Source organism: Pseudomonas sp. SJZ079, assembly GCF_007993865.1.
GTDB lineage: Bacteria > Pseudomonadota > Gammaproteobacteria > Pseudomonadales > Pseudomonadaceae > Aquipseudomonas.
Genome location: NZ_VIUH01000002.1, coordinates 376,651 through 395,489, shown reverse-complemented (window position 1 = coordinate 395,489; position 18,839 = coordinate 376,651). Strand labels below are relative to the sequence as shown.

General features: G+C 62.7%; 11 protein-coding genes. 3 read left to right on the top strand and 8 right to left on the bottom strand.

All coding sequences use genetic code 11. The features are described 5' to 3' along the window. Positions 1-6: 6 nt before the first annotated feature. From FBY03_RS23165 to FBY03_RS03885, 8 genes are all read right to left on the bottom strand, one after another. Positions 7-1,215: a nucleoporin NDC1 gene (locus tag FBY03_RS23165; protein WP_256677855.1), complete on the bottom strand. Its 1,209-nt coding sequence runs from the start codon at positions 1,213-1,215 to the stop codon at positions 7-9. Further along, positions 1,212-4,445, bottom strand: coding sequence for a hypothetical protein (locus FBY03_RS03915; RefSeq protein WP_147170882.1), 3,234 nt, complete (start codon positions 4,443-4,445; stop codon positions 1,212-1,214). The genes FBY03_RS23165 and FBY03_RS03915 overlap by 4 nt, the downstream gene beginning before the upstream one ends. Next, positions 4,442-6,568: a type VI secretion system tip protein VgrG gene (tssI, locus tag FBY03_RS03910; RefSeq protein ID WP_147170881.1), complete on the bottom strand. Its 2,127-nt coding sequence runs from the start codon at positions 6,566-6,568 to the stop codon at positions 4,442-4,444. The genes FBY03_RS03915 and tssI overlap by 4 nt, the downstream gene beginning before the upstream one ends. Before the next feature lie 197 nt (positions 6,569-6,765). Next, positions 6,766-7,284, bottom strand: a complete 519-nt coding sequence (locus FBY03_RS03905; protein ID WP_025164054.1) for an Hcp family type VI secretion system effector — start codon at positions 7,282-7,284, stop codon at positions 6,766-6,768. Positions 7,285-7,646: 362 nt separating this feature from the next. Beyond that, on the bottom strand, positions 7,647-7,844 hold the full coding sequence (gene rmf, locus FBY03_RS03900) for a ribosome modulation factor (RefSeq protein WP_147170880.1): 198 nt from the start codon (positions 7,842-7,844) through the stop codon (positions 7,647-7,649). A gap of 111 nt (positions 7,845-7,955) precedes the next feature. Further along, positions 7,956-9,536 carry a glutamate--cysteine ligase gene (gene gshA / locus FBY03_RS03895; RefSeq protein ID WP_147170879.1) on the bottom strand — a complete coding sequence of 527 codons (1,581 nt, stop codon included), beginning with the start codon at positions 9,534-9,536 and terminating at the stop codon, positions 7,956-7,958. A gap of 258 nt (positions 9,537-9,794) precedes the next feature. Next, on the bottom strand, positions 9,795-10,181 hold the full coding sequence (locus tag FBY03_RS03890; protein ID WP_147170878.1) for a PaaI family thioesterase: 387 nt from the start codon (positions 10,179-10,181) through the stop codon (positions 9,795-9,797). A gap of 3 nt (positions 10,182-10,184) precedes the next feature. After that, positions 10,185-12,512, bottom strand: a complete 2,328-nt coding sequence (locus FBY03_RS03885) for a Tex family protein (protein ID WP_147170877.1) — start codon at positions 12,510-12,512, stop codon at positions 10,185-10,187. 248 nt (positions 12,513-12,760) lie between these two features. Between FBY03_RS03885 and ompR the strand changes: the two genes are divergently transcribed. From ompR to FBY03_RS03870, 3 genes are all read left to right on the top strand, one after another. Further along, entirely contained in the window at positions 12,761-13,495 is a 735-nt protein-coding gene (gene ompR, locus FBY03_RS03880; protein ID WP_147170876.1) for a two-component system response regulator OmpR, read from the top strand. Positions 13,496-13,595: 100 nt separating this feature from the next. Continuing rightward, positions 13,596-14,909: an ATP-binding protein gene (locus FBY03_RS03875; RefSeq protein ID WP_147170875.1), complete on the top strand. Its 1,314-nt coding sequence runs from the start codon at positions 13,596-13,598 to the stop codon at positions 14,907-14,909. A 104-nt stretch (positions 14,910-15,013) separates the two neighbouring features. After that, positions 15,014-18,814, top strand: a complete 3,801-nt coding sequence (locus FBY03_RS03870; protein WP_147170874.1) for an EAL domain-containing protein — start codon at positions 15,014-15,016, stop codon at positions 18,812-18,814. The last annotated feature ends 25 nt before the right edge of the window (positions 18,815-18,839 follow it).

Below are 18,839 nucleotides of genomic sequence, written 5' to 3'. Positions count from 1 at the left end.
TAATATTCAGTGGCGATGGGTGTTATCGAAATCATCAGCCTTGGGCGTGGCCTGGATGCCTTTGGTTTCCTGGTCGCGGTAGTAGGTTTCGATGCTCAGGCTGGGGTCGATTTTTGCCTGGAGGATGCAGGGTTGCTGTTGCCAGGGGTAGTTCTGATTGCGTTTCATCGTTTCTGATTGCCCTCGGCCTTCCCAGGCACGATAAGGCAAGTCGCGCCAGCGGCGCGGGTCGCGCTTGTTCTGGCGGTCGTACTCGGCCGTGACCGGGTCGAGGTGGCGGAGTTGTTCGAGTATCGGTAGCTCGGGTAGTGGCTGGCTTACATCCATATAGCGTTGCAGGCAGTCCCAGAAGGCCAGTGCTTCTTCCGGGGTGAGGCCCAATGGATGGAGCTTGCCGCCGAGAAATATATCGCAATCGGCATAACGGTGATGCAACCACAGCGCCATGCCGCCGCTGCCATGCGGCCCTGGGCGAAACTCCATGGTAGCGTCGAACTCGTAGAAAGGTGCCACGAACGGCTTACGAAAGCGCCGGGCGATGGTCACCATGCCGGTTTGCCTATTGAATTCACTGCCGTCGTATTTAAACAGCCGCAGATACAGATCCAGCAGAAAGTCGAAACCGACCACCCCCATAAAGATGGAGAAGGCCATAATCCCGCAAAACCAAAACAGATCGGTGCCGTAGCTGGACGTATTGTAAGTAAATACCGCACTGAGCAGCGCCGTAGCCAAGCCAGCACCTACTTGAATCAAATAAGCCTTTAAAGTTTTCTCCCAATAGAGCCAACCGCTAACGCCGATCATCAGCAGAGCAAATAGTACCAGTATAAAATTAGGCAGCAGTGTATTCGGCAACAGGTCTATGGTCGCAAACATCCAGAAAAACCAAGGCGCCATAAATAAAGATAAATACTTCAGAAACGGTATCAATATAAGTAGCTTATTGAAGTTCTCGAAGCGCCAGCGCTGCTGATCGCAATACAGCTCAGTTTCTCCCGTGCGCTCGACAAAGGTATGTTCATTGGCCTGCAGTTGCATATCGACCACCTGCCAGGGCTGCAAGTTGGCATAGTGGCCCCAACGCAACTGGGTACGGCGCAGGTTGCTGCGGTTGGCATCCTGCTGCCACTTATGCGGTGGCTGGATCGGAATGGCAGTCGAGTTGTAGGCGCTGGCCGTATAAGGACTCTGCTCTATTTCGGGGGCATTCATAGTTTGTGGTAGTCGCTCTGGTCGATCAGCCAATAGGGTACGTCATCCATCACGTCGTCTTCCCTGGGCAACAGGGCCGGGTTGAAGGCCGCCCATTGGCGCGGGCTCGGCTGCGGCAAAATCAGGTCGTCATAGGCTGGAAAAGGATCACCGGCTCGGCAACTCTGATGGCCAAGGCGGAACTGGGCGCGCACCTTGAGGGCATATTGGCTGGAGGCCAAAGGGCTAAAGGCTGGCTGGTGTTGATGGGGCAGGACGTAGAGCACGCGGCTGCCGTCCAGCACCACGGCCCCGAGTTTTTCCCGCGATATAACCTTGGCCGGCCTGCGCTGCCAGCCGCTGTGATGACCGCGCTCCCGCTTGAGTTCGGACGTCCGCAAGATAAAGCCCTGGTTACTGGGGTATTGGCTCAGCAGGCCGGATTGCAGCTCGATTACCCAGTCCAGCGGGTCGAGGTCGCTACGATCCTGAGCTTCCGCAACCTGCAGCTTCGCCTGATCCTCTACGGAGGCGCTTTTCTGCCAGTTTTCCAGACGCTCGATGCGTACTCGAGGTTGGCCGATAGCGCCGAGCAGTTGCTGATAGGCGACCCTGGGGTCGTTCATATGCGCCAGGGGCTGCTCCTTGCCAAATGGCCCGTGCTTGACCGCCTGCTCGATTGCACCATCGGCCAATAGCACTGCGGCAATCGCGCCGCCCAGCAACAACACGATACCCGCGCCCAGCACCCAGGGGCTGGCCAATAAGCCCACCGTGTAGAGCGCCCACATGGCTCCGCCGGAGGCGGCAATGGCATTGGCAACGGATACGTCCTTATCGCCTTGGTCGAAGGCACGTTTGGCGTCCCAAACAAATAGCACGACGGTTACCGCCATGGCCGCCCCGGAGCCAATTCTCGAAGCGCTGAGCCAACTGCTGCCCGTGCGCTTGCTGAGGTTGCTTGCCCAGCGCTCCGATATCCGCGAGACGTCGATGCGACCTTTTTCCCATAGCGCATACCAAGGCGACCTGATACCTGAGCCTTCGATGATTTTTAGCGCGATGTTGTTTGAGGCTAGGAAAAGGTCCGCAGCAGCCGATAAAGCCCCGCCCCCCCATCTTACTTTCTCATTCTCCATCAGCGCCTTGGCCCCAACCGTATTGACATGCAGGTTATAAGCCGCCATTAGCGTGGCGAAGAGCGGCAATGCCGGTGACTTGGCGATTTGTCCTGCGCGGCCCAAGTTGGCGGCGCTGAGTCGCCAGCTGTTCAGCTCTTGCACCAGGGGGTCGTTGGCAGGCACGGCCACGACCATAAAGCGCCCCAGATCCTTGCTGGCGAAGCGATTGGCCTCCGCCAGCTTGCCACTGGTGGTGCCCAGTACATTGCCACTGCGCCCCTGCAAGTTGCCATACAGGTAGTTCTGCCGGGTCAAGGTGGTGCGTTCGCTGGGTGTCAGGCCAAAGCTGAGGCCGCCACCATGCACGCCCAGCACCACCATATTCTGTGCCAGGGCTTCGCCCTGGGGGATGAACTTGATCGTCTTGGCCTGGCTATGCAGTTTGCTCAGCAGGCCCATGGTCGGCGTAAAGAGGCGCTGCATATCCAGCTGGACGGTGGATGCGCTGGTACGCAACCGCCTGAGCGTCAGTAGCACGGTTTTACTCAGGTGGTTCAGCCATTCGTCCACCGCCAGAGCCAGGTTCTGGGCCGCGTATTGATAGTTGGGCGATTGCTGGCTTTCCAGGCCGGCGAACATCGCCAGGGTGCTGATACCCATGTTCTCCGGCTTGATGGCCTGGTTTGTCGCCGCCAACTTTGCCAGGCGCTTGGCCAGCTCGGGCAGCGCTTCATTTTGCTCGGCCAAGGCTGCACGGGTAAGCGGATGGCTGGCCTCCGCCAGTTGCCTGATCAGGCGCTCCACCGCTTGCGCAAGTTCGCGATTCTCCGCATCGGTGCTGCGCGCATCGCTGCCTTGGGGCAGGCGACTGAGCATTTCCAGCATATCGATCAGCAGGCTATAGGGCTCCAGCAGGCGTTCATCGTTGCTGTAAATCCAGTCATTCCATACTGCGGTCAATTTGCTCTGCGATAACGCCAGCGCCCGCTCGAGCTGGCGATGAATGCACTCGCGCGCACCTTGGCGTTTGGTATGCAGCATGGTTTTCTCAAACGCAGCCATATCGATATGCCCGCGCAAGTCAGCCAGCGGCGCATTGCTTGGCATCGCCCATTGATGCAGCACTTCGGCGTAACGGCCAAACGGCTGAAACGGCACCAGGGCGTTATAGGTTTGCAAGGCTTCGGTTGCCAAGCGAGATTGCTCTACCGCATGGCGCAGCTCGAACAAGGGGTCGTCCAACATAAAGCCAACCAGCTTTGGATAACCGCGCAAGCCCTTTTCTGCGAGGACATCCTTGCCAGCAGGTAGCGCTGGCAGCGCAGTCGGAGCTGCAGCGCCCGTATGCCCTGCAAGCGCTTGCTGTTGCTTATGCAGCTCGACAAACAGCTCTTGGGGGGCGAGTGCTGTCATTGCCGGGGTAAAAATCGCGGGGTCACGCAGTGCGCATTCAACATGCAAGTCACGTGGCCTAAGGCCCTCGACTTGCTTGTCGATCACGATGATCGGCATCGCCTGGGTCGGCTTCCATTGCTCGCCGCCAACAACCGCCGCCGACCAGGCCGGCGCCAGATTCTGGCAGCGATTCTTGACTCGGCTGCTGTTGGCTTCCAGCCAGGCGATGTATTCCCAGGTCCAAGCCATCTCGCTGTAGGCCATGGCGTATTGGTCACCGACAAAGCGGCCTTTCAACAGCATGGGTACCAACGTCAGCGCCAGTGGCTTGCCAACCGGAGTTCGATCATCAGCCGGTTCACCTTGGTTCGCCAGCTTGCGCCAGTGGGTCATATCCACATCGGATAGGCTGCCTTGGCCATCACACGCCAGTTCGCGCCACAGCTTGCCGTTCTGAAATACATAAATGCGCCCAGGACGGGGCAGTGCACCTTTGGGCGCTTCGTTGAATTGGTCATGTCCCGGCAGCCGTGCCATGGGCACAACGGCGAGAAAGGTATTCTGCTGAATATCCGGCTCTTCTTCGTGGCTGCGCATATCCGTTTCAACAACGACTTGCAGCATGCCGCCATCGCTGCGTTCGATATTCAGCGCCAGCCTCGCACGGCGTGCGTTGTCGTATTCCGTGCGCTTGCGGGTGCCTTGGTCGATGGCCTGATCCTTTAGCTCGCTCATGCGTCACCTTGCGGGTCGAGCAGTTGTACCTGGCCGCCTAAAGCGGGGTCGCCCCAGACATCGACAATCAATTGTTGCGGTCCTTGTTCGCCCAGACTCGCTAGCGGCAACAGCGGATTGACGTTGGCCTTGCCGGTCTTTTCACCAACTGGCGCGGTATCGGCGGGTTTGGGAATAATCGGCAACACCGGCGCCGCCTCCGACCCACTCCCCGGCCCGCCGCCGGAGTTGAGCTTGATGATCGGCCCGACCATTGTGATGCCGCCGGCGTCCAGCTTGATAAAGCTGCCGGCGGCCTTGAAGGTCAGTTCGCTGCCGGCTTCCAGCACCACTTTCTGCCCGCTGGACAGGTGGATTTCGTTGCCGGCGTCGATGAACTGGCTGGTGCCGATCTTGATGTGCTGGTTGCTGCCCACGGTGAGGTGGTCGTTGGCTTTGATTTCGCTCTTGCGATCAAGGTGAGTGGTGCGGTGTTCTTCACCCTTGAATTCGCTGTAGCTGTTGGCCTCGACCGTGTCGTGGCGCTCGTGGCCGATGCGGATCTTCTGGTCGTGCTCGATGTTCTCGTCCCAGTCGCGCTGGGCGTGCAGGTAGATCTGCTCGGCGCCCTTGCGGTCTTCGATGCGCAGTTCGTTGTAGCCGTCGCCACCGGGTGAGCTGAGGGTCTTGAATAGCGTGCGGGTCTTGTTCGCCGGCAGGTCGTAGGGCACCACGTGTTCGGCGTGGTACAGGCAGCCGGTGACCAGGGGCTGATCGGGGTCGCCTTCAAGGAAGGTCACCAGCACCTCCATGCCCACCCGTGGGATGGCGATGCCGCCGTAGCGGTCGCCGGCCCAGCTTGACGACACACGCAACCAGCAGCTGGTCTTGTCGTCGGCCTGGCCGTGACGGTCCCAGAAGAACTGCACCCTGACCCGACCGTACTGGTCGCAATGGATCTCCTCGCCAGCCGGGCCGGTGACCACGGCGCTCTGGCTGCCGAGGATGCGCGGCTTGGGATGCTGCACTGTCGGGCGGTACGGCACCGTCCAGGGCGTGGCGCTGAAGTGGTTGCGGTAGCCTTGTTGGAAGCCTGTGTCGTCTGTTTTCCCCTCACCCCAGCCCTCTCCCCGGAGGGGCGAGGGAGCGCTAGTGATGGACTCTTCCAGCACCTGCGGCTGTTTGCCCTGGTGGTGGACTTCGCTGAGCAGCCAGAGGTCGTTCCAGCTCTGCCGCGGGTGATCGGTGAAGGCCAGGAAGTGGCCGCTGACCAACAGGGTTTGGTCGCTCTCGCCTTCGGCCAGTTCGAAGTCGTGGCGGTGACGTTCGAGGGCGCGCTGGCTGAGGTGCTTGCCGCGTTCACGTTCGACGAAACGGCCGGGGTAGTCGTAGTCCTCGAGGTCCGGGCTGAAGGTGCTCTTGGCGTCGGCCTCCAGCAGCAGTTTGGGCTTCTCGAAGTCGTAGTCGCGGCGGGTCACCCGACTGCTGCGGGTTTCCACGCGCACGCCGAAGCGCTTGACTACCGGGTCGTCGGCGACCAGGCCACTGTCCTGCTGGTAGGCGGTGGGCGCCAGTTTTGGAAAGGGCGTCTGGTCGTCGCCGAACACCAGTACATGCCCCTGGTCGCTGTGCTGGAAGTGGTAATGGATGCCTTCTTCTTCACACAGACGCTGGATGAAGTGCAGGTCGGACTCGTCGTACTGCACACAGTACTCACGCTCGGGGTACACCGAGCCGAATTGGAATTGGTAGGCGTTGGCCTGGATGCCGTGCTCTTCGAGCACTTGGCTGATGATCTTGGCCACCGTCAGGTGCTGGAAGATCCGTTGGTTGGTGCGGTGCGCCAGGTAGGCCAGTTGCGGGCGCAGGCTGACGTGGTAACGGGTCAGGCGCTGACCGGACTCGCCTTGGGCGACGCGGTAGATGTGCCCGTGGATGCCGTTGCCGGCCTGGGACAAGGCCAAAAAAGCCGGGCGATGCAGCAGGGCTTGCAAGTCGAGGTCGGGGCGCTCGCTGACCAGTTCCAGCTCGAATTCGAAGGGCTGACTGATCGCCTCTCGCCCGCTGAATTCGAGCACCTGCAGGTCGTGGCTGGCGCCTTCGATACTCAGGCTGAAATGGGTCTGGTTGGCTGGGGCGAACATCCGTTGTTCCTCGTCAATCGTTCCATGAGTCACGCATGCGCGTGGTGCGCGCCAGGTTGTAGCGCGAGCACTGCCCTGCGCTGCGGCGTGGCTCGACATTTTGCAGCATCGCTACAGGGGTTGGGCGAAACAGGTCTTATGAAAATGCGTCGGCCAGGACTAGGCCTGGCCGACGCATCGCTTAGCGCACGATCCCCTTAGCTGGCGATCGGGGTACGCCAGTCGTCGGAGCCGGAAGTGCCGGAGACTTCGTGGGTCCAGACGATTTTGCGATAGGTGAAGTACACGTCTTCCAGGTGAGTGAAGTGCGACATGCCTGGGTCCTGGCAGTTCGGCATGCGCGACTGCACGTCGACGATCACCGCATCTTCCAGTTCGATGGTGAAGTAGTGTTCCTGAGTACCGGTGGAGGAGGTGCGGTACCACTCCAGGCGGCATTTGTTCAGGCGCTCACCGGAGGTCAGCGAGTTGAAGATCAGCGGCGAGGATTTGTCGAACACCTTGGTGATCATCAGCGGCTTATGTACGCGCTGGCCAGTCGGCTGACCGGACTGCGGGTCACGCGGGATGATGACCTGGTGGTTGAATGCCTGAACCAGAATCTGGTCCTCATGACCTTCCTGGAAAATGTTGCCGACCGAGTCCTCGGTGAAGGTGCCAGCGGTGATCAGACCTTGTTTGGTGCCTTCGAGGGACAGATACGCGGGTGTTGGCATGAGAGCTCTCCTTGCCTGGGTCATGGATCAGAAATGATCCGGGAGCCCAATAGATAGCTATTGCTGTGCCATGTTTTAAAAAACTATTAAATTCATATAGATAGCGTGACTAACTAAGTGATAGTAGTCACCATGTGCGCTGAGTCGCTGAAAGGTGAGCAGCTTATTGCGCAGGGATGCGCAATGAGTTGCGCATGACGCTGAAGCCCTTTGTTAGAAGAGTCTGCAGTCAAGTATCCACAGGCTTATCCACAACGTGTCGCGCAACAAACTGCGCAGCTGAGCCTGAGAGGAAATTTCAGAAGACTTGGCGCGCCACGGGGGCACGCTAGCAATTGAGGTTGGGGGCGGGAGCTGCGGGCTCAGGCTATCTGCTGCAGGCGTCGCATCTGCTCATGACCATCGTCCCAGCCGGCCTCCCAGGCGGCCGCGAGAACCTCGGCGTTGGGGGGCGCGCTGGGTTGGCCGGTCAGGCCAGCCATGTAGCCTTGTTGGTAGGCCTTGTTCAGGCTTTCCAGGCTCCAGTGACTGTCATCATCGGCTTGGGCGTCGGGCGCCATGGGTGCGGCTCGCGTTGATCTCTCCACTGCTATGCTAGCCGTGCCGAGGGCCAAGCGCCGAGCCGCCGGTCTCGGCTTTGACCCCGCTGGTTGCTTTTGTGACGTGTTCGTCTAAACCGTCAGGGCCTGCAGGCTGGCCTGGTAGGCACTGGCAAAGCTGTCGAAGTCGCCATCGTCATGCGCTTCCAATTCCGCCTGGCCGCGTAGCGATTGTGCGGCCGCCGCCTCGAAGGCTTCCTGCTGCTCCGCGCTCAGCGGTTGGCTGCGGAAGTACTCGGCGTGTTGCTTGCTCTGGTGCAGGGCGAACTGGGTAAAACTTTCACCCTGCTGCAAGCGCTCGAGCACTTGGGCCGAGGGTGTCAGGGCCGGGTTGTCGATCTTCGCGCGCTGGGTTTGCAGCGCCAGGCTGTGCGCCTCGCCAGCGTGACTCTGGTCGAGCAGGCTGGCCAGGGGCTGGATCTTATCGAGCAGTTCATGGGCCCAGGTCTGCAGCGCTACGGGCTCGCCCCGGCGTTGCAAGTGCAGATCGGGTCGGCGACCGTCCTTGACCACGCTGAGGAAGTTGTCGGTGCAGGCGTGGCACTCGCTGTTGCCCAGGGGGGGGCTTTCCTGCAGTGCACAGAACAGCAGGAAGGCGTCGAGGAAGCGCGCTTCTTCGAGATCGATGCCCAGCGGCAGGAAGGGGTTGATGTCCAGGCAGCGTACTTCGATGTACTGCACGCCGCGCTCCTCCAGGGCCTGGACCGGCCGCTCGCCGCTGTAGGTCACGCGTTTCGGGCGGATATTCGAGTAGTACTCGTTTTCGATCTGCAGGATGTTGGTGTTCAGCTGCAACCACTCGCCATTCTTCTGCGTGCCGATTTCGACGTAGGGTGGGTACGGCGTGCCGACGGCCTTGCGCAGGCTCTCGGTGTAGCTGCCGAGGTCGTTGTAGCAGGGGGTCAGGCCGGCCTGGGCGCTGCTCTGGTAACCCAGGTCGCTCATGCGCAGGCTGGTGGCGTAGGGCAGGTAGAGGGTATCGGCATCCAGCTGCTGCAACTGGTGCGGGCGTCCACGCAGAAAACCGGTATCCAGGGCTGGCGATGCGCCGAACAAGTACATCAGCAGCCAGCTGTAGCGGCGGAAGTTACGGATCAGGGCGATATAGCGCGCCGACTGATAGTCACGCGGGTTACGGCTGTTGCCTTCGGCCTGTTGCAGACGCTGCCAGAGTGTTTCCGGCAGCGAGAAATTGTAGTGAATGCCGGCGATGCATTGCATGGTCTTGCCATAACGCAGGGCCAGGCCTTTGCGATAAACGTACTTGAGCTGCCCAATATTCGAGCTGCCGTAGCGGGCGATCGGGATCACCTCTTCGGCCGGCAGGGCGCAGGGCATCGACGGGCTCCACAGGTATTCGCCGTCGAGCTTGCTGTAGGCGAAGCGGTGGATCTGCTCGAGATCGGCCAGGGTGGTCGCCGGGTCGGCTTCGGCTGGGGTGATGAACTCCAGCAGGGACTCGGAGTAGTCCGTGGTGATCTGCGGGTGGGTCAGGGCCGAACCGAGCGCTGCCGGGTGCGGGGTCAACGCCAACTGGCCGTGGTCATCGACGCGCAGGCATTCCCGCTCGATACCGTGCAGGCACTGGGACAGCAGGGAGAGGTTGGCGGGCTCGCCAAGCAGTGCCAGGCGGCGGGATAAAAGGTCGCTCAAGGTTGCATTCCTTCACGCATCGGTCGGCCCAATATGGGGGCGGATCGATTGGTCTACAAGGGGAATCGGTAACAGCGCTTTGCGCCGAGGTCGTCCGGGGCGAACCACCGCCCGCATACCCTAGACCAGTCGAGGACGGAGAAATTACACGCAGGCGAAGGTGGCTTGTGCCTTAGCGACCCGCGTGTCGCCCAGCTACTCTCCGGCCTCGAGTACCCGGGGCCGGCGGCCGCTGTTGGCGCCGCCGGGTCTGCGGGGTCACTTGCAGATGAAGGTGGCCTGGGCCGTGGCGACCAGTTTATCGCCCTGCTGCACCCGCGCCTCCAGTACATGCACCTTGCGCCCGGCATTCAGCACGCGGGCGTTGCAGACGATTTCGCCTTCGTTGACCGCACGGATGTAGTTGACCTTGCACTCCAGGGTCATGCTGCCCGCCTGGCCATCGAACAGGCTGTGGCTGGCCTGACCGAGTGCAGTGTCGATCAGCGAGAACAGCGCGCCGCCGTGCATGCGTCCGTGCAGATTGAGCAGATGATCCTGCATGCTCATGCGCACCTGGGATTCACCGTTCTCGGCTTTCTCGATGGTCATGCCGAGCAGTTTGCTGAACGCGCTGTCCTGTCCGACCGGGGATGGGTGGCTCATGGCTTACTTCCTCAACTGCTTGGCGTTGGCGAACAGCGAGGCCATGCCGGCGCTGGCCGGGGCCGGTTTGTCCTGGCTGGAATGCCGCTCGCTGCGTGGCGCATTGCCGCGCGGGTTGCCGCCGCCACGAGCGCCACCGCGTTGCCCTTCGACCTTCTCGCCGGGGGTATCGCCCATGCGCATGGACAGGGCGATGCGGTTACGCGCAATGTCCACCTCCATCACCTTGACCTTGACCACGTCGCCGGCCTTGACCGCCTCGTGTGGGTCCTTGATGAACTTCTCCGACAGCGCCGAGATATGCACCAGGCCGTCCTGGTGCACGCCGATGTCGACGAAGGCGCCGAAATTGGTGACGTTGGTCACCACGCCCTCGAGCATCATCCCCAGCGTGAGGTCCTTGAGGGTTTCCACGCCGTCCTGGAATTCGGCGGTCTTGAACTCGGGGCGCGGGTCGCGGCCGGGTTTTTCCAGCTCCTGGAGAATGTCGCCGACGGTCAGCAGGCCGAAAGTCTCGTCGGTGAACTGCTTGGGATCGAGGCGCTTGAGGAAACTCGCGTCGCCGACCAGCGAGCGGATATCGCGGCCGGTATCCAAGGCGATGCGCTGCACCAGCGGGTAGGTCTCCGGGTGCACCGCCGAGGCGTCCAGCGGGTTGTCGCCGTTCATCACGCGGAGGAAGCCGGCGGCCTGCTCGAAGGTCTTCTCGCCCAGGCGGCTGACCTTCTTCAGTTCGTTGCGGGTCTTGAACGCGCCGTTGGCGTCGCGGTGCGCGACGATATTCTGCGCCAGGGTCGCGTTGAGCCCGGAGATGCGCGCCAGCAGGGCGGCCGAGGCGGTGTTGACGTCGACGCCGACGGCGTTCACGCAGTCTTCCACCACCGCATCCAGGCTGCGCGCCAGCTTCAGCTGCGACACGTCGTGCTGATACTGGCCGACGCCGATGGCTTTCGGGTCGATCTTCACCAGTTCCGCCAGGGGGTCCTGCAGACGCCGGGCGATGGACACCGCGCCGCGCAGCGACACGTCCAGTTCGGGAAATTCCTTGGCCGCCAGCTCCGAGGCCGAGTACACCGAGGCGCCGGCTTCGCTGACCATGATCTTGGTCATGTTCAGGCCCGGATGCTGCTTGATCAGCTCGGCGGCCAGCTTGTCGGTTTCGCGGCTGGCGGTGCCGTTGCCGATGGCGATCAGATCGACCGAGTGCTTGGCGCACAGCGTGGCCAGCACGGCGAGGGTCTGGTCCCACTGGTTCTTCGGCACGTGCGGGTAGACAGTGGCGGTGTCCAGCAGCTTGCCGGTGGCATCCACCACCGCCACTTTGCAACCGGTGCGCAGGCCCGGGTCGAGGCCCAGGGTGGCGCGCGGCCCGGCCGGCGCGGCCAGCAGCAGGTCGTGCATGTTGCGCGCAAACACCGAAATGGCTTCGTCTTCGGCGCCCTCGCGCAGCTCGCCGAGCAGGTCGGTTTCCAGGTGCGTGTAGAGCTTGACCTTCCAGGTCCAGCGCACCACTTCGCCGAGCCATTTGTCGGCCGCGCGGCCTTGATCCTTGATAGCGAAGCGCTCGCCGACCATGCCCTCGCAAGGGTGCAGGGTGCCGGGCAGCTCCTCGCCGACCTTCAGGCTGGCGCTGAGAAAGCCTTCGTTGCGCCCGCGAAAAATCGCCAGGGCGCGGTGTGACGGCACGCTTTTGAGTTTTTCATCGTGTTCGAAGTAATCGCGGAATTTGGCGCCTTCGTCTTCCTTGCCGGCAATCACCCGGGCGCTGAGGGTGGCGTGCTCCTTGAGGAAGCTACGCAGGTTGGCCAGCAGGTTGGCGTCTTCGGCGAAGCGTTCCATGAGGATGTACTTGGCGCCTTCGAGCACGGCCTTGCTGTCGGCGAAGCCTTTTTCGCCATCGACGAAGCGCGCGGCTTCGCTTTCGGGACTGAGTGTCGGATCGCCGAACAGCGCGTCGGCCAGTTCGCCGAGGCCGGCTTCCAGGGCGATCTGGCCCTTGGTGCGGCGCTTCTGCTTATAGGGCAGGTAGAGGTCTTCGAGGCGCGTCTTGGTCTCGGCGAGGTTGATCTCGCGGCTCAGTTCCGGGGTCAGCTTGCCCTGTTCCTCGATGCTGGCGAGGACGCTGGCGCGCCGATCATCCAGTTCGCGCAGGTAGCGCAGGCGCTCTTCCAGGTTACGCAACTGGGTGTCGTCCAGGCTGCCGGTCACTTCTTTACGGTAACGGGCGATAAAGGGCACGGTGGAGCCTTCATCGAGCAGCGCCACGGCGGCAGCGACTTGTTGCGGGCGCACGCCCAGTTCTTCGGCGATGCGGTTATTGATGCTGAGCATAAGAAAGCTACCCACACTGAAACGAAAAACCGGCCACGCAGGGGGCGGGCCAGATAGGAAAGCGGGGCATTATAAACACCCCCTACGCTTGAGCTGGAAATCCCGTGGGGAAAAATCTGCTAACAAAGGGCCGCACGCCGGTACTGATGCCTAAGCCATAATGCGGCCTGTTAGAAACTGTTCTTGCACCTTATCCGTGCCGCATGGCCGGCTGGCGGGGCTAACAGATTCTCGGTCAAGGAGCCTCTATGAGCAGCACTGCACTTCCGCTTGAAGGCGAGAAAATTCTGATTGTCGATGACGACGCGCGTCTGCGGCGCCTGCTCGAACGCTTCTTCGACGAGCAAGGCTACCGCGTGCGCGCGGTGGAAAACGTCGAGCAGATGGACCGCTTGATGTCGCGCGAGCTGTTCAACCTGGTGGTGCTCGATCTGATGCTGCCCGGCGAGGATGGGCTGTCGGCCTGCAGCCGCCTGCGTGCGGCGAACAATCAGGTGCCGATCATCATGCTCACCGCCAAGGGCGACGAGGCCAGCCGTATTCAGGGGCTGGAGCAGGGCGCCGACGACTACCTGGCCAAGCCGTTCAATCCGCGCGAACTGCTGGCGCGGATCAAGGCGGTGCTGCGCCGTCAGGCCCCGGTGGTGCCCGGCGCGCCGGGCAGCGAGGACGCGACCGTGAGCTTCGGCGACTACCGGCTGTCGCTGGCCACCCGCGAGCTGAAGAAGGGCGAAGAAGTGCACATGCTCACCACCGGTGAGTTCGCCGTGCTCAAGGCGCTGGTGCAGCATGCCCGCGAGCCGTTGACTCGCGACAAGCTGATGAACCTGGCCCGTGGCCGCGAGTGGGACGCCCTGGAACGCTCCATCGACGTGCAGATCTCCCGCCTGCGCCGGCTGATCGAGCCGGACCCGTCCAAACCGCGCTATATCCAGACGGTCTGGGGCGTGGGCTACGTGTTTGTGCCCGACGGCAATAAATAGTCCAGATACTGTCCAGCGCCCGGTGTAGGAGCCAGCGTGCTGGCGATCGGGCCATCCATATCGCCAGCACGCTGGCTCCTACAGGTTCTGTGTCACTCGAATGAAAACCCCGCTGTGGTTCCCGCAAAGCTTCTTCGCCCGCACCCTCTGGCTGGTGTTGATCGTGGTGCTGTTCTCCAAGGCGTTGACCCTGGTTTATCTGATGATGAACGAGGACGTACTGGTCGACCGCCAATACAGCCACGGCGCGGCCTTGACCCTGCGCGCTTACTGGGCGGCCGAGCCGCAGAGCCGCGAGCAGATCGCCGAGGCGGCCGGCTTGCGTCGGGTGCCCTTCGCCTCAGTGCCGGCGACCGAGCAGCACTGGCCGTACAGTGAGATTTTCGAGCGGCAGATGCAGGTGGAGCTCGGCCCTGAGACCGAGGTGCGGGTTCGGGCGAAAAGCCCGCCGGCGCTCTGGGTGCGCGCTCCAAGCCTGGGTAATGACTGGTTGCGCTTGCCGCTCTACCCGCACCCGTTACGCGGCCAGCGGATCTGGAGCGTGCTGGGCTGGTTCCTCGGTATCGGCTTGCTGTCCACTGCGGCGGCGTGGATTTTCGTACGCCAGCTGAGCGCACCGTTGAAACGCCTGGTCTTCGCCGCCCGGCAGATCGGTAAGGGCCGCAGTGTGCGGCTGCCGGTCAGCGATACGCCGAGCGAGATGGCCGAGGTGTACCGCGCCTTCAACCAGATGGCCGAGGACGTCGAGCAGGCCGCCCGCGAACGTGAGCTGATGCTCGCCGGAGTGTCCCACGACTTGCGCACGCCGCTGACGCGCCTGCGCCTGTCCATGGAGTTCTTGCACAGCGATTCCGAGCTGACCGAGGACATGGTCCGCGACATCGAGGACATGGACGCGATTCTCGACCAGTTTCTCGCCTTTATCCGCGACGGCCGCGACGAACCCCTCGAAGACCTCGACCTGCTCGAACTGATTCGCGAAGTGGTGGCGCCCTATAACCAGCAGCGTGAACAGGTGCGTCTATGCCTGGAAGCGGTGCCGCGGTTTCCGCTGCGGCGGGTGTCGATCAAGCGCCTGTTGGTCAACCTGATCGAGAACGCGCTGCGCTACGGCGGTAATGCCGTCGAGGTGGCCGTCTACATTTCCGGCGATCACGGGGCGCCCTACCTGGTGCTCAGCGTGCTGGATCGCGGCGCCGGCATCGAGGCGGCGGAGCTGGACACCATCTTCAACCCCTTCATTCGCGGCGACCGCGCCCGCGGCGGGCAAGGCGCCGGGCTGGGGCTGGCCATCGTCAAACGCATTGCCGCCCTGCACGGTGGCAGTGTCGAGCTGCGCAACCGTTCCGGTGGCGGCCTGGAGGCGCGGGTCTGCTTGCCGCTGGGGCTGCTGCTGCCGCGCGACGCGGCTTAACGGCATTTAACACTGCAGCGTCTTGTCAGATGCAGTGAGCCCGTCGGGCGGCCCCCAGCATGACGCTGAACTATGCTGACTCAGCGCAATGAGATGAGGTCAGCATGCCCGCCGTTCCCGACCGATTGCCTAATTGGACGTGGTGGCTGCCGCTGCCGCTGTTCCATCTGGCTACCTGGCTTTCCCTGGCCACCCAGTTCACCGACGGGGCGGCGATCTGGTACCTGCCCTTTGCGCTCGGTCTGGTGCTCGGCTTGTGGTGGGGGCCGCGGGTGCTGCCGGCGCTTTACCTCAATGCCTTGTTGAGTCTCCCGTTGTGGGGCCTGGGCTGGCGCTGGGCGCCACTCTATGCGCTGCCGGAAACCCTCGGCGTCGGCCTGGCCTGGCTCTTGTTGCGGCGCCGTGCGTTCGATGTGGCCTTACCCGATGTCGCCCATCTACTGCGTTTCATGCTGCTCGGCGTATTGCTGCCGGCGCTGTTGCTGAGCCTGGGGCTGCAGGCCAACCTATGGCTCAGCGGCCATCCGGCCACGAGCGATGTGGTCGCGGCCAGTGTGACCCTGTGGCTGGCCGATAGCCTGACCGCGCTGGTGATTGCCACGCCGCTGTTGACCTACCTGAGTCCCTGGCTGCGCCGTCGTGGCTGGTTGCAGGCGGGATGGGGCGAAGGCCTCGAACAGCTGCCGACGGCCTTGAAACAGCTGCCGCCCTGGCCGTTGCTGCTCGGCCTGCTGCTGATCCTACCCTGGTTGCTCGGCTTGCTGTCCCTGAGCCTGAGTTTGCCGTTGCTGGGCCTGCTGATGCTGGCGCTGACGTTGCTCTGGGGCCTGCCTGGCGCTCTATCTGCGGCGGCCTTGAGCGCCTTGATGCTGCTGGCTCTACCGCTGCTGCGCGGGCTCGATGGCGCCGTGGCCTGGTTCGACCCACAACGCCTGGAACTGCACCTGAGTGCGCTGCTGTTCATGCTTGCGACCCTGTTGGGCGGTCGCAGCCTGAGCGATCTGCGTATGGCTCTGGCACAGAGTACGCAGATGCGCCAGCAATTGGCGCTGGCCAACCTGGCGCTGGAGGCCAGCCCGCTGGGGGTGAGCATTGCCGATGCGCGCCAGGCCGACCTGCCGTTGATCTACTGCAACCCGTCGTTCGAGCGGATCACCGGCTACAGCCGGGAGGAGAGCCTCGGCAGCAATGACCGCTTCCTGCTGAGGGACGATCGGCAGCAGCCGGGGCTGGCCCAGCTGCGCCGGGCCATGGATGCTGGTGCGGCCTGCCAGGTGGTGCTGCGCAATTACCGCAAGGACGGCCAGTTGTTCTGGAACGAGCTGATCCTGGCGCCTATGTATGACGCGCAAGGCATCAGCCATTTCATCTCGCTGCAGCATGATGTGACCGAGCGCGAGCAACTGGCTACGGACATGGCGGCGCAACGCGCAGAGCTGCTGCTGCAGAGTTACCTGTTCAGCCAGACCGAAGACATCGCCGACCTGGGCGGTTGGGTGCTGACCCTGGCCGACGACAGCATGTACTGGAGCGCGGGCTGTTTTCGCATTTACGAGCTGGACCCCTACGCGGGGGCGCCATCATTTGCGCGGGCCCTGGATTATCTGGATGGCAGTGGTCGGGGGCTGGCGGAAAACACCCTGCAGCAGCTGCTCGACGGACTCGATCAGTTCGATATCGAAGTCCGCCTGCTGACCGCCAAGGGCAAGAGTCGCTGGGTGCGCATCAACGGCCTGGCCGATCGCGATGATGGCCGGCTGATCCGGGTGTACGGGGCCATTCAGGACATCAGCGCGCACAAGCGCGCCGAACAACAACTGCATGAGCGCGACGAACGCTTGCGTCTGTTCTTCGAGGCACCCTTGATTGGCATGGCGCTGACTAATCCCGATTACTCTTGGGATGAAGTCAACTTCAAACTGTGCAGTATTCTGGGGCGCTCGCGCCAGCAGTTGATGGCCAGTAGTTGGGCCAGCCTTTCGCCGCCGGAGGATCTGGCCGTTGAGCGAAAGCTGCTGGACGAGGTGCTCAGTGGTGCGCGCGAAGGCTATGAGCTGGACAAGCGCTTCCTGCGGCCGGACGGTTCGCTGGTCTATACCCGGCTTAATTTGCGCGCCGTGCGACATGCCAATGGCCGGGTGAGCATGTTCCTGTTGCTGGTCGAAGACATCAGTGCCCGCCGAGAGGCCGAGGCGCGTTACCGCACCCTTGTCGAGCACGCGCCGGAAGCGATCGTGCTGTTCACCCCGGACGGCGGCATGGTCGATGTCAATGAGAACGCCCTGCGCCTGTTCCGTTATACCCGCGAGGAGTTGCTGGGCAAGGTGCCACTCGATCTGAGCCCGCAGAGGCAGGCCGACGGCCAGGCCTCGGCGGAGGTTGGCAAGGTCTACCTGAAAGCGGCGATTGCCGGCGAGGCGCCGGTGTTCGACTGGCTGCACCGGGACAGCGCCGGTCGACAGATCTCCTGCGAGGTGCGCCTGGTGCGCATGCCGGGCGATCAGCTGCTGATTCGCGGCAGCGTCACCGACATCTCCGAGCGGCAGCGCTATCAGCGTGAGATCGAGCGCCTGGCCTACAGCGATGAGCTGACCGGCCTGCCCAATCGACGCCTGCTGCTCGACCGTCTGCAGCATGCGATGAACCGCGAGTGGCGCGAGGGTTGTCTGGGCGCGTTGCTGTTTATCGATCTGGATCACTTCAAGACGGTCAACGACAGCCTCGGTCACCTGGTCGGCGACGGGCTGTTGCGTGAGGTGACAGCGCGTTTGGCGGGCAGCTTGCGCGCCGAAGACACCTTGGCGCGGATGGGCGGCGATGAGTTCGTGGTGTTGCTCGAAGCGCTCGACAGCGACCCGCAACTGGCCGGCGAATATGCCGCACTGACGGCAAAGAAACTGCTGAAGAGCCTCAGTGGCAGCTACTGGGTCGACGGTCATGAGTTGTCGATCAGCGCCAGCATCGGCATCGCCCTGCATCCGCTCGGCAGCCAAGTTGCCGCCGACGTGTTGAAGCAGGCGGACACCGCCATGTACCGGGCCAAGCATGCGGGGCGCAACGACCTGCACTTTTTCGCTCCGGCCATGCAAGCGGCTATCGACCAGCGCCTGCAGCTGCAAAGCGAGTTGCGTCAGGCCATGCAGCGCGATCAGCTGCGTCTGGTGTTCCAACCGCAGCTGGAGTTGGCCGGCGGACGCGTCGCCGGCGTCGAGGTGTTGGTGCGCTGGCAGCACCCGGAGCGCGGCGAAGTCCTGCCTGGGCAGTTCATTGCGCTGGCCGAAGAAACCGGCTTGATCCAGGAGCTGGGCCATTGGGTGCTGGAGCAGAGCTGCGCCGCGCTGGCGCGCTGGCTGCCGAGCTGGCCGCAGTTGGTGGTGGCGGTCAACCTCAGCCCGCGCGAGTTGCGCCAGGTCGGTTGTGTCGAGCGCATTCGTGCCTGTCTGCATCGCCACTGCCTGCCGGCCAGCGCGCTGGAACTGGAAATCACCGAAGGCGTGCTGCTCGAAGATGTCGACCTGTGCATCGCCAATATGCAGGCGCTACGGGCGCTCGGCGTGCATTTCGCCATCGACGACTTCGGCACGGGGTACTCCTCGTTGACCTACCTCAAGCGTCTGCCGTTGGATCGTCTGAAAATCGATCGCAGCTTCACCCAGGATATGGAAGGCGATAGCAACGGCCTGATGCTGGTGCAAACCATTCTGGTGATCGCCCGCAATCTGGGCCTGGCGTGCATTGCCGAAGGTATCGAAAGCCACGCGCAGCTGGAGATTCTGCGCCAGCATGGCTGCTCTCTGGGGCAAGGCTATTATTTCAGTCGGCCTCTGGCAGAGGCCGAGTTGCTCGAGTGGATGCAGGCGCACGCGGAGTGGGGGCCTGAAACAGGCAATCCGCTACGGGGGTAGCCCAAGTGGCTGCCGGATCAGCCGA

Bases quoted from the DNA above. Each gene is read 5' to 3' on its own strand.
- FBY03_RS03915 (WP_147170882.1), bottom strand. From the start codon at position 4,445: ATGAGCGAGCTAAAGGATCAGGCCATCGACCAAGGCACCCGCAAGCGC.
- FBY03_RS03905 (WP_025164054.1), bottom strand. From the start codon at position 7,284: ATGCCAACACCCGCGTATCTGTCCCTCGAAGGCACCAAACAAGGTCTG.
- FBY03_RS23165 (WP_256677855.1), bottom strand. From the start codon at position 1,215: ATGAATGCCCCCGAAATAGAGCAGAGTCCTTATACGGCCAGCGCCTAC.
- ompR (WP_147170876.1), top strand. From the start codon at position 12,761: ATGAGCAGCACTGCACTTCCGCTTGAAGGCGAGAAAATTCTGATTGTC.
- FBY03_RS03870 (WP_147170874.1), top strand. From the start codon at position 15,014: ATGCCCGCCGTTCCCGACCGATTGCCTAATTGGACGTGGTGGCTGCCG.
- FBY03_RS03875 (WP_147170875.1), top strand. From the start codon at position 13,596: ATGAAAACCCCGCTGTGGTTCCCGCAAAGCTTCTTCGCCCGCACCCTC.
- FBY03_RS03890 (WP_147170878.1), bottom strand. From the start codon at position 10,181: ATGAGCCACCCATCCCCGGTCGGACAGGACAGCGCGTTCAGCAAACTG.
- FBY03_RS03885 (WP_147170877.1), bottom strand. From the start codon at position 12,512: ATGCTCAGCATCAATAACCGCATCGCCGAAGAACTGGGCGTGCGCCCG.
- rmf (WP_147170880.1), bottom strand. From the start codon at position 7,844: ATGGCGCCCGACGCCCAAGCCGATGATGACAGTCACTGGAGCCTGGAA.
- tssI (WP_147170881.1), bottom strand. From the start codon at position 6,568: ATGTTCGCCCCAGCCAACCAGACCCATTTCAGCCTGAGTATCGAAGGC.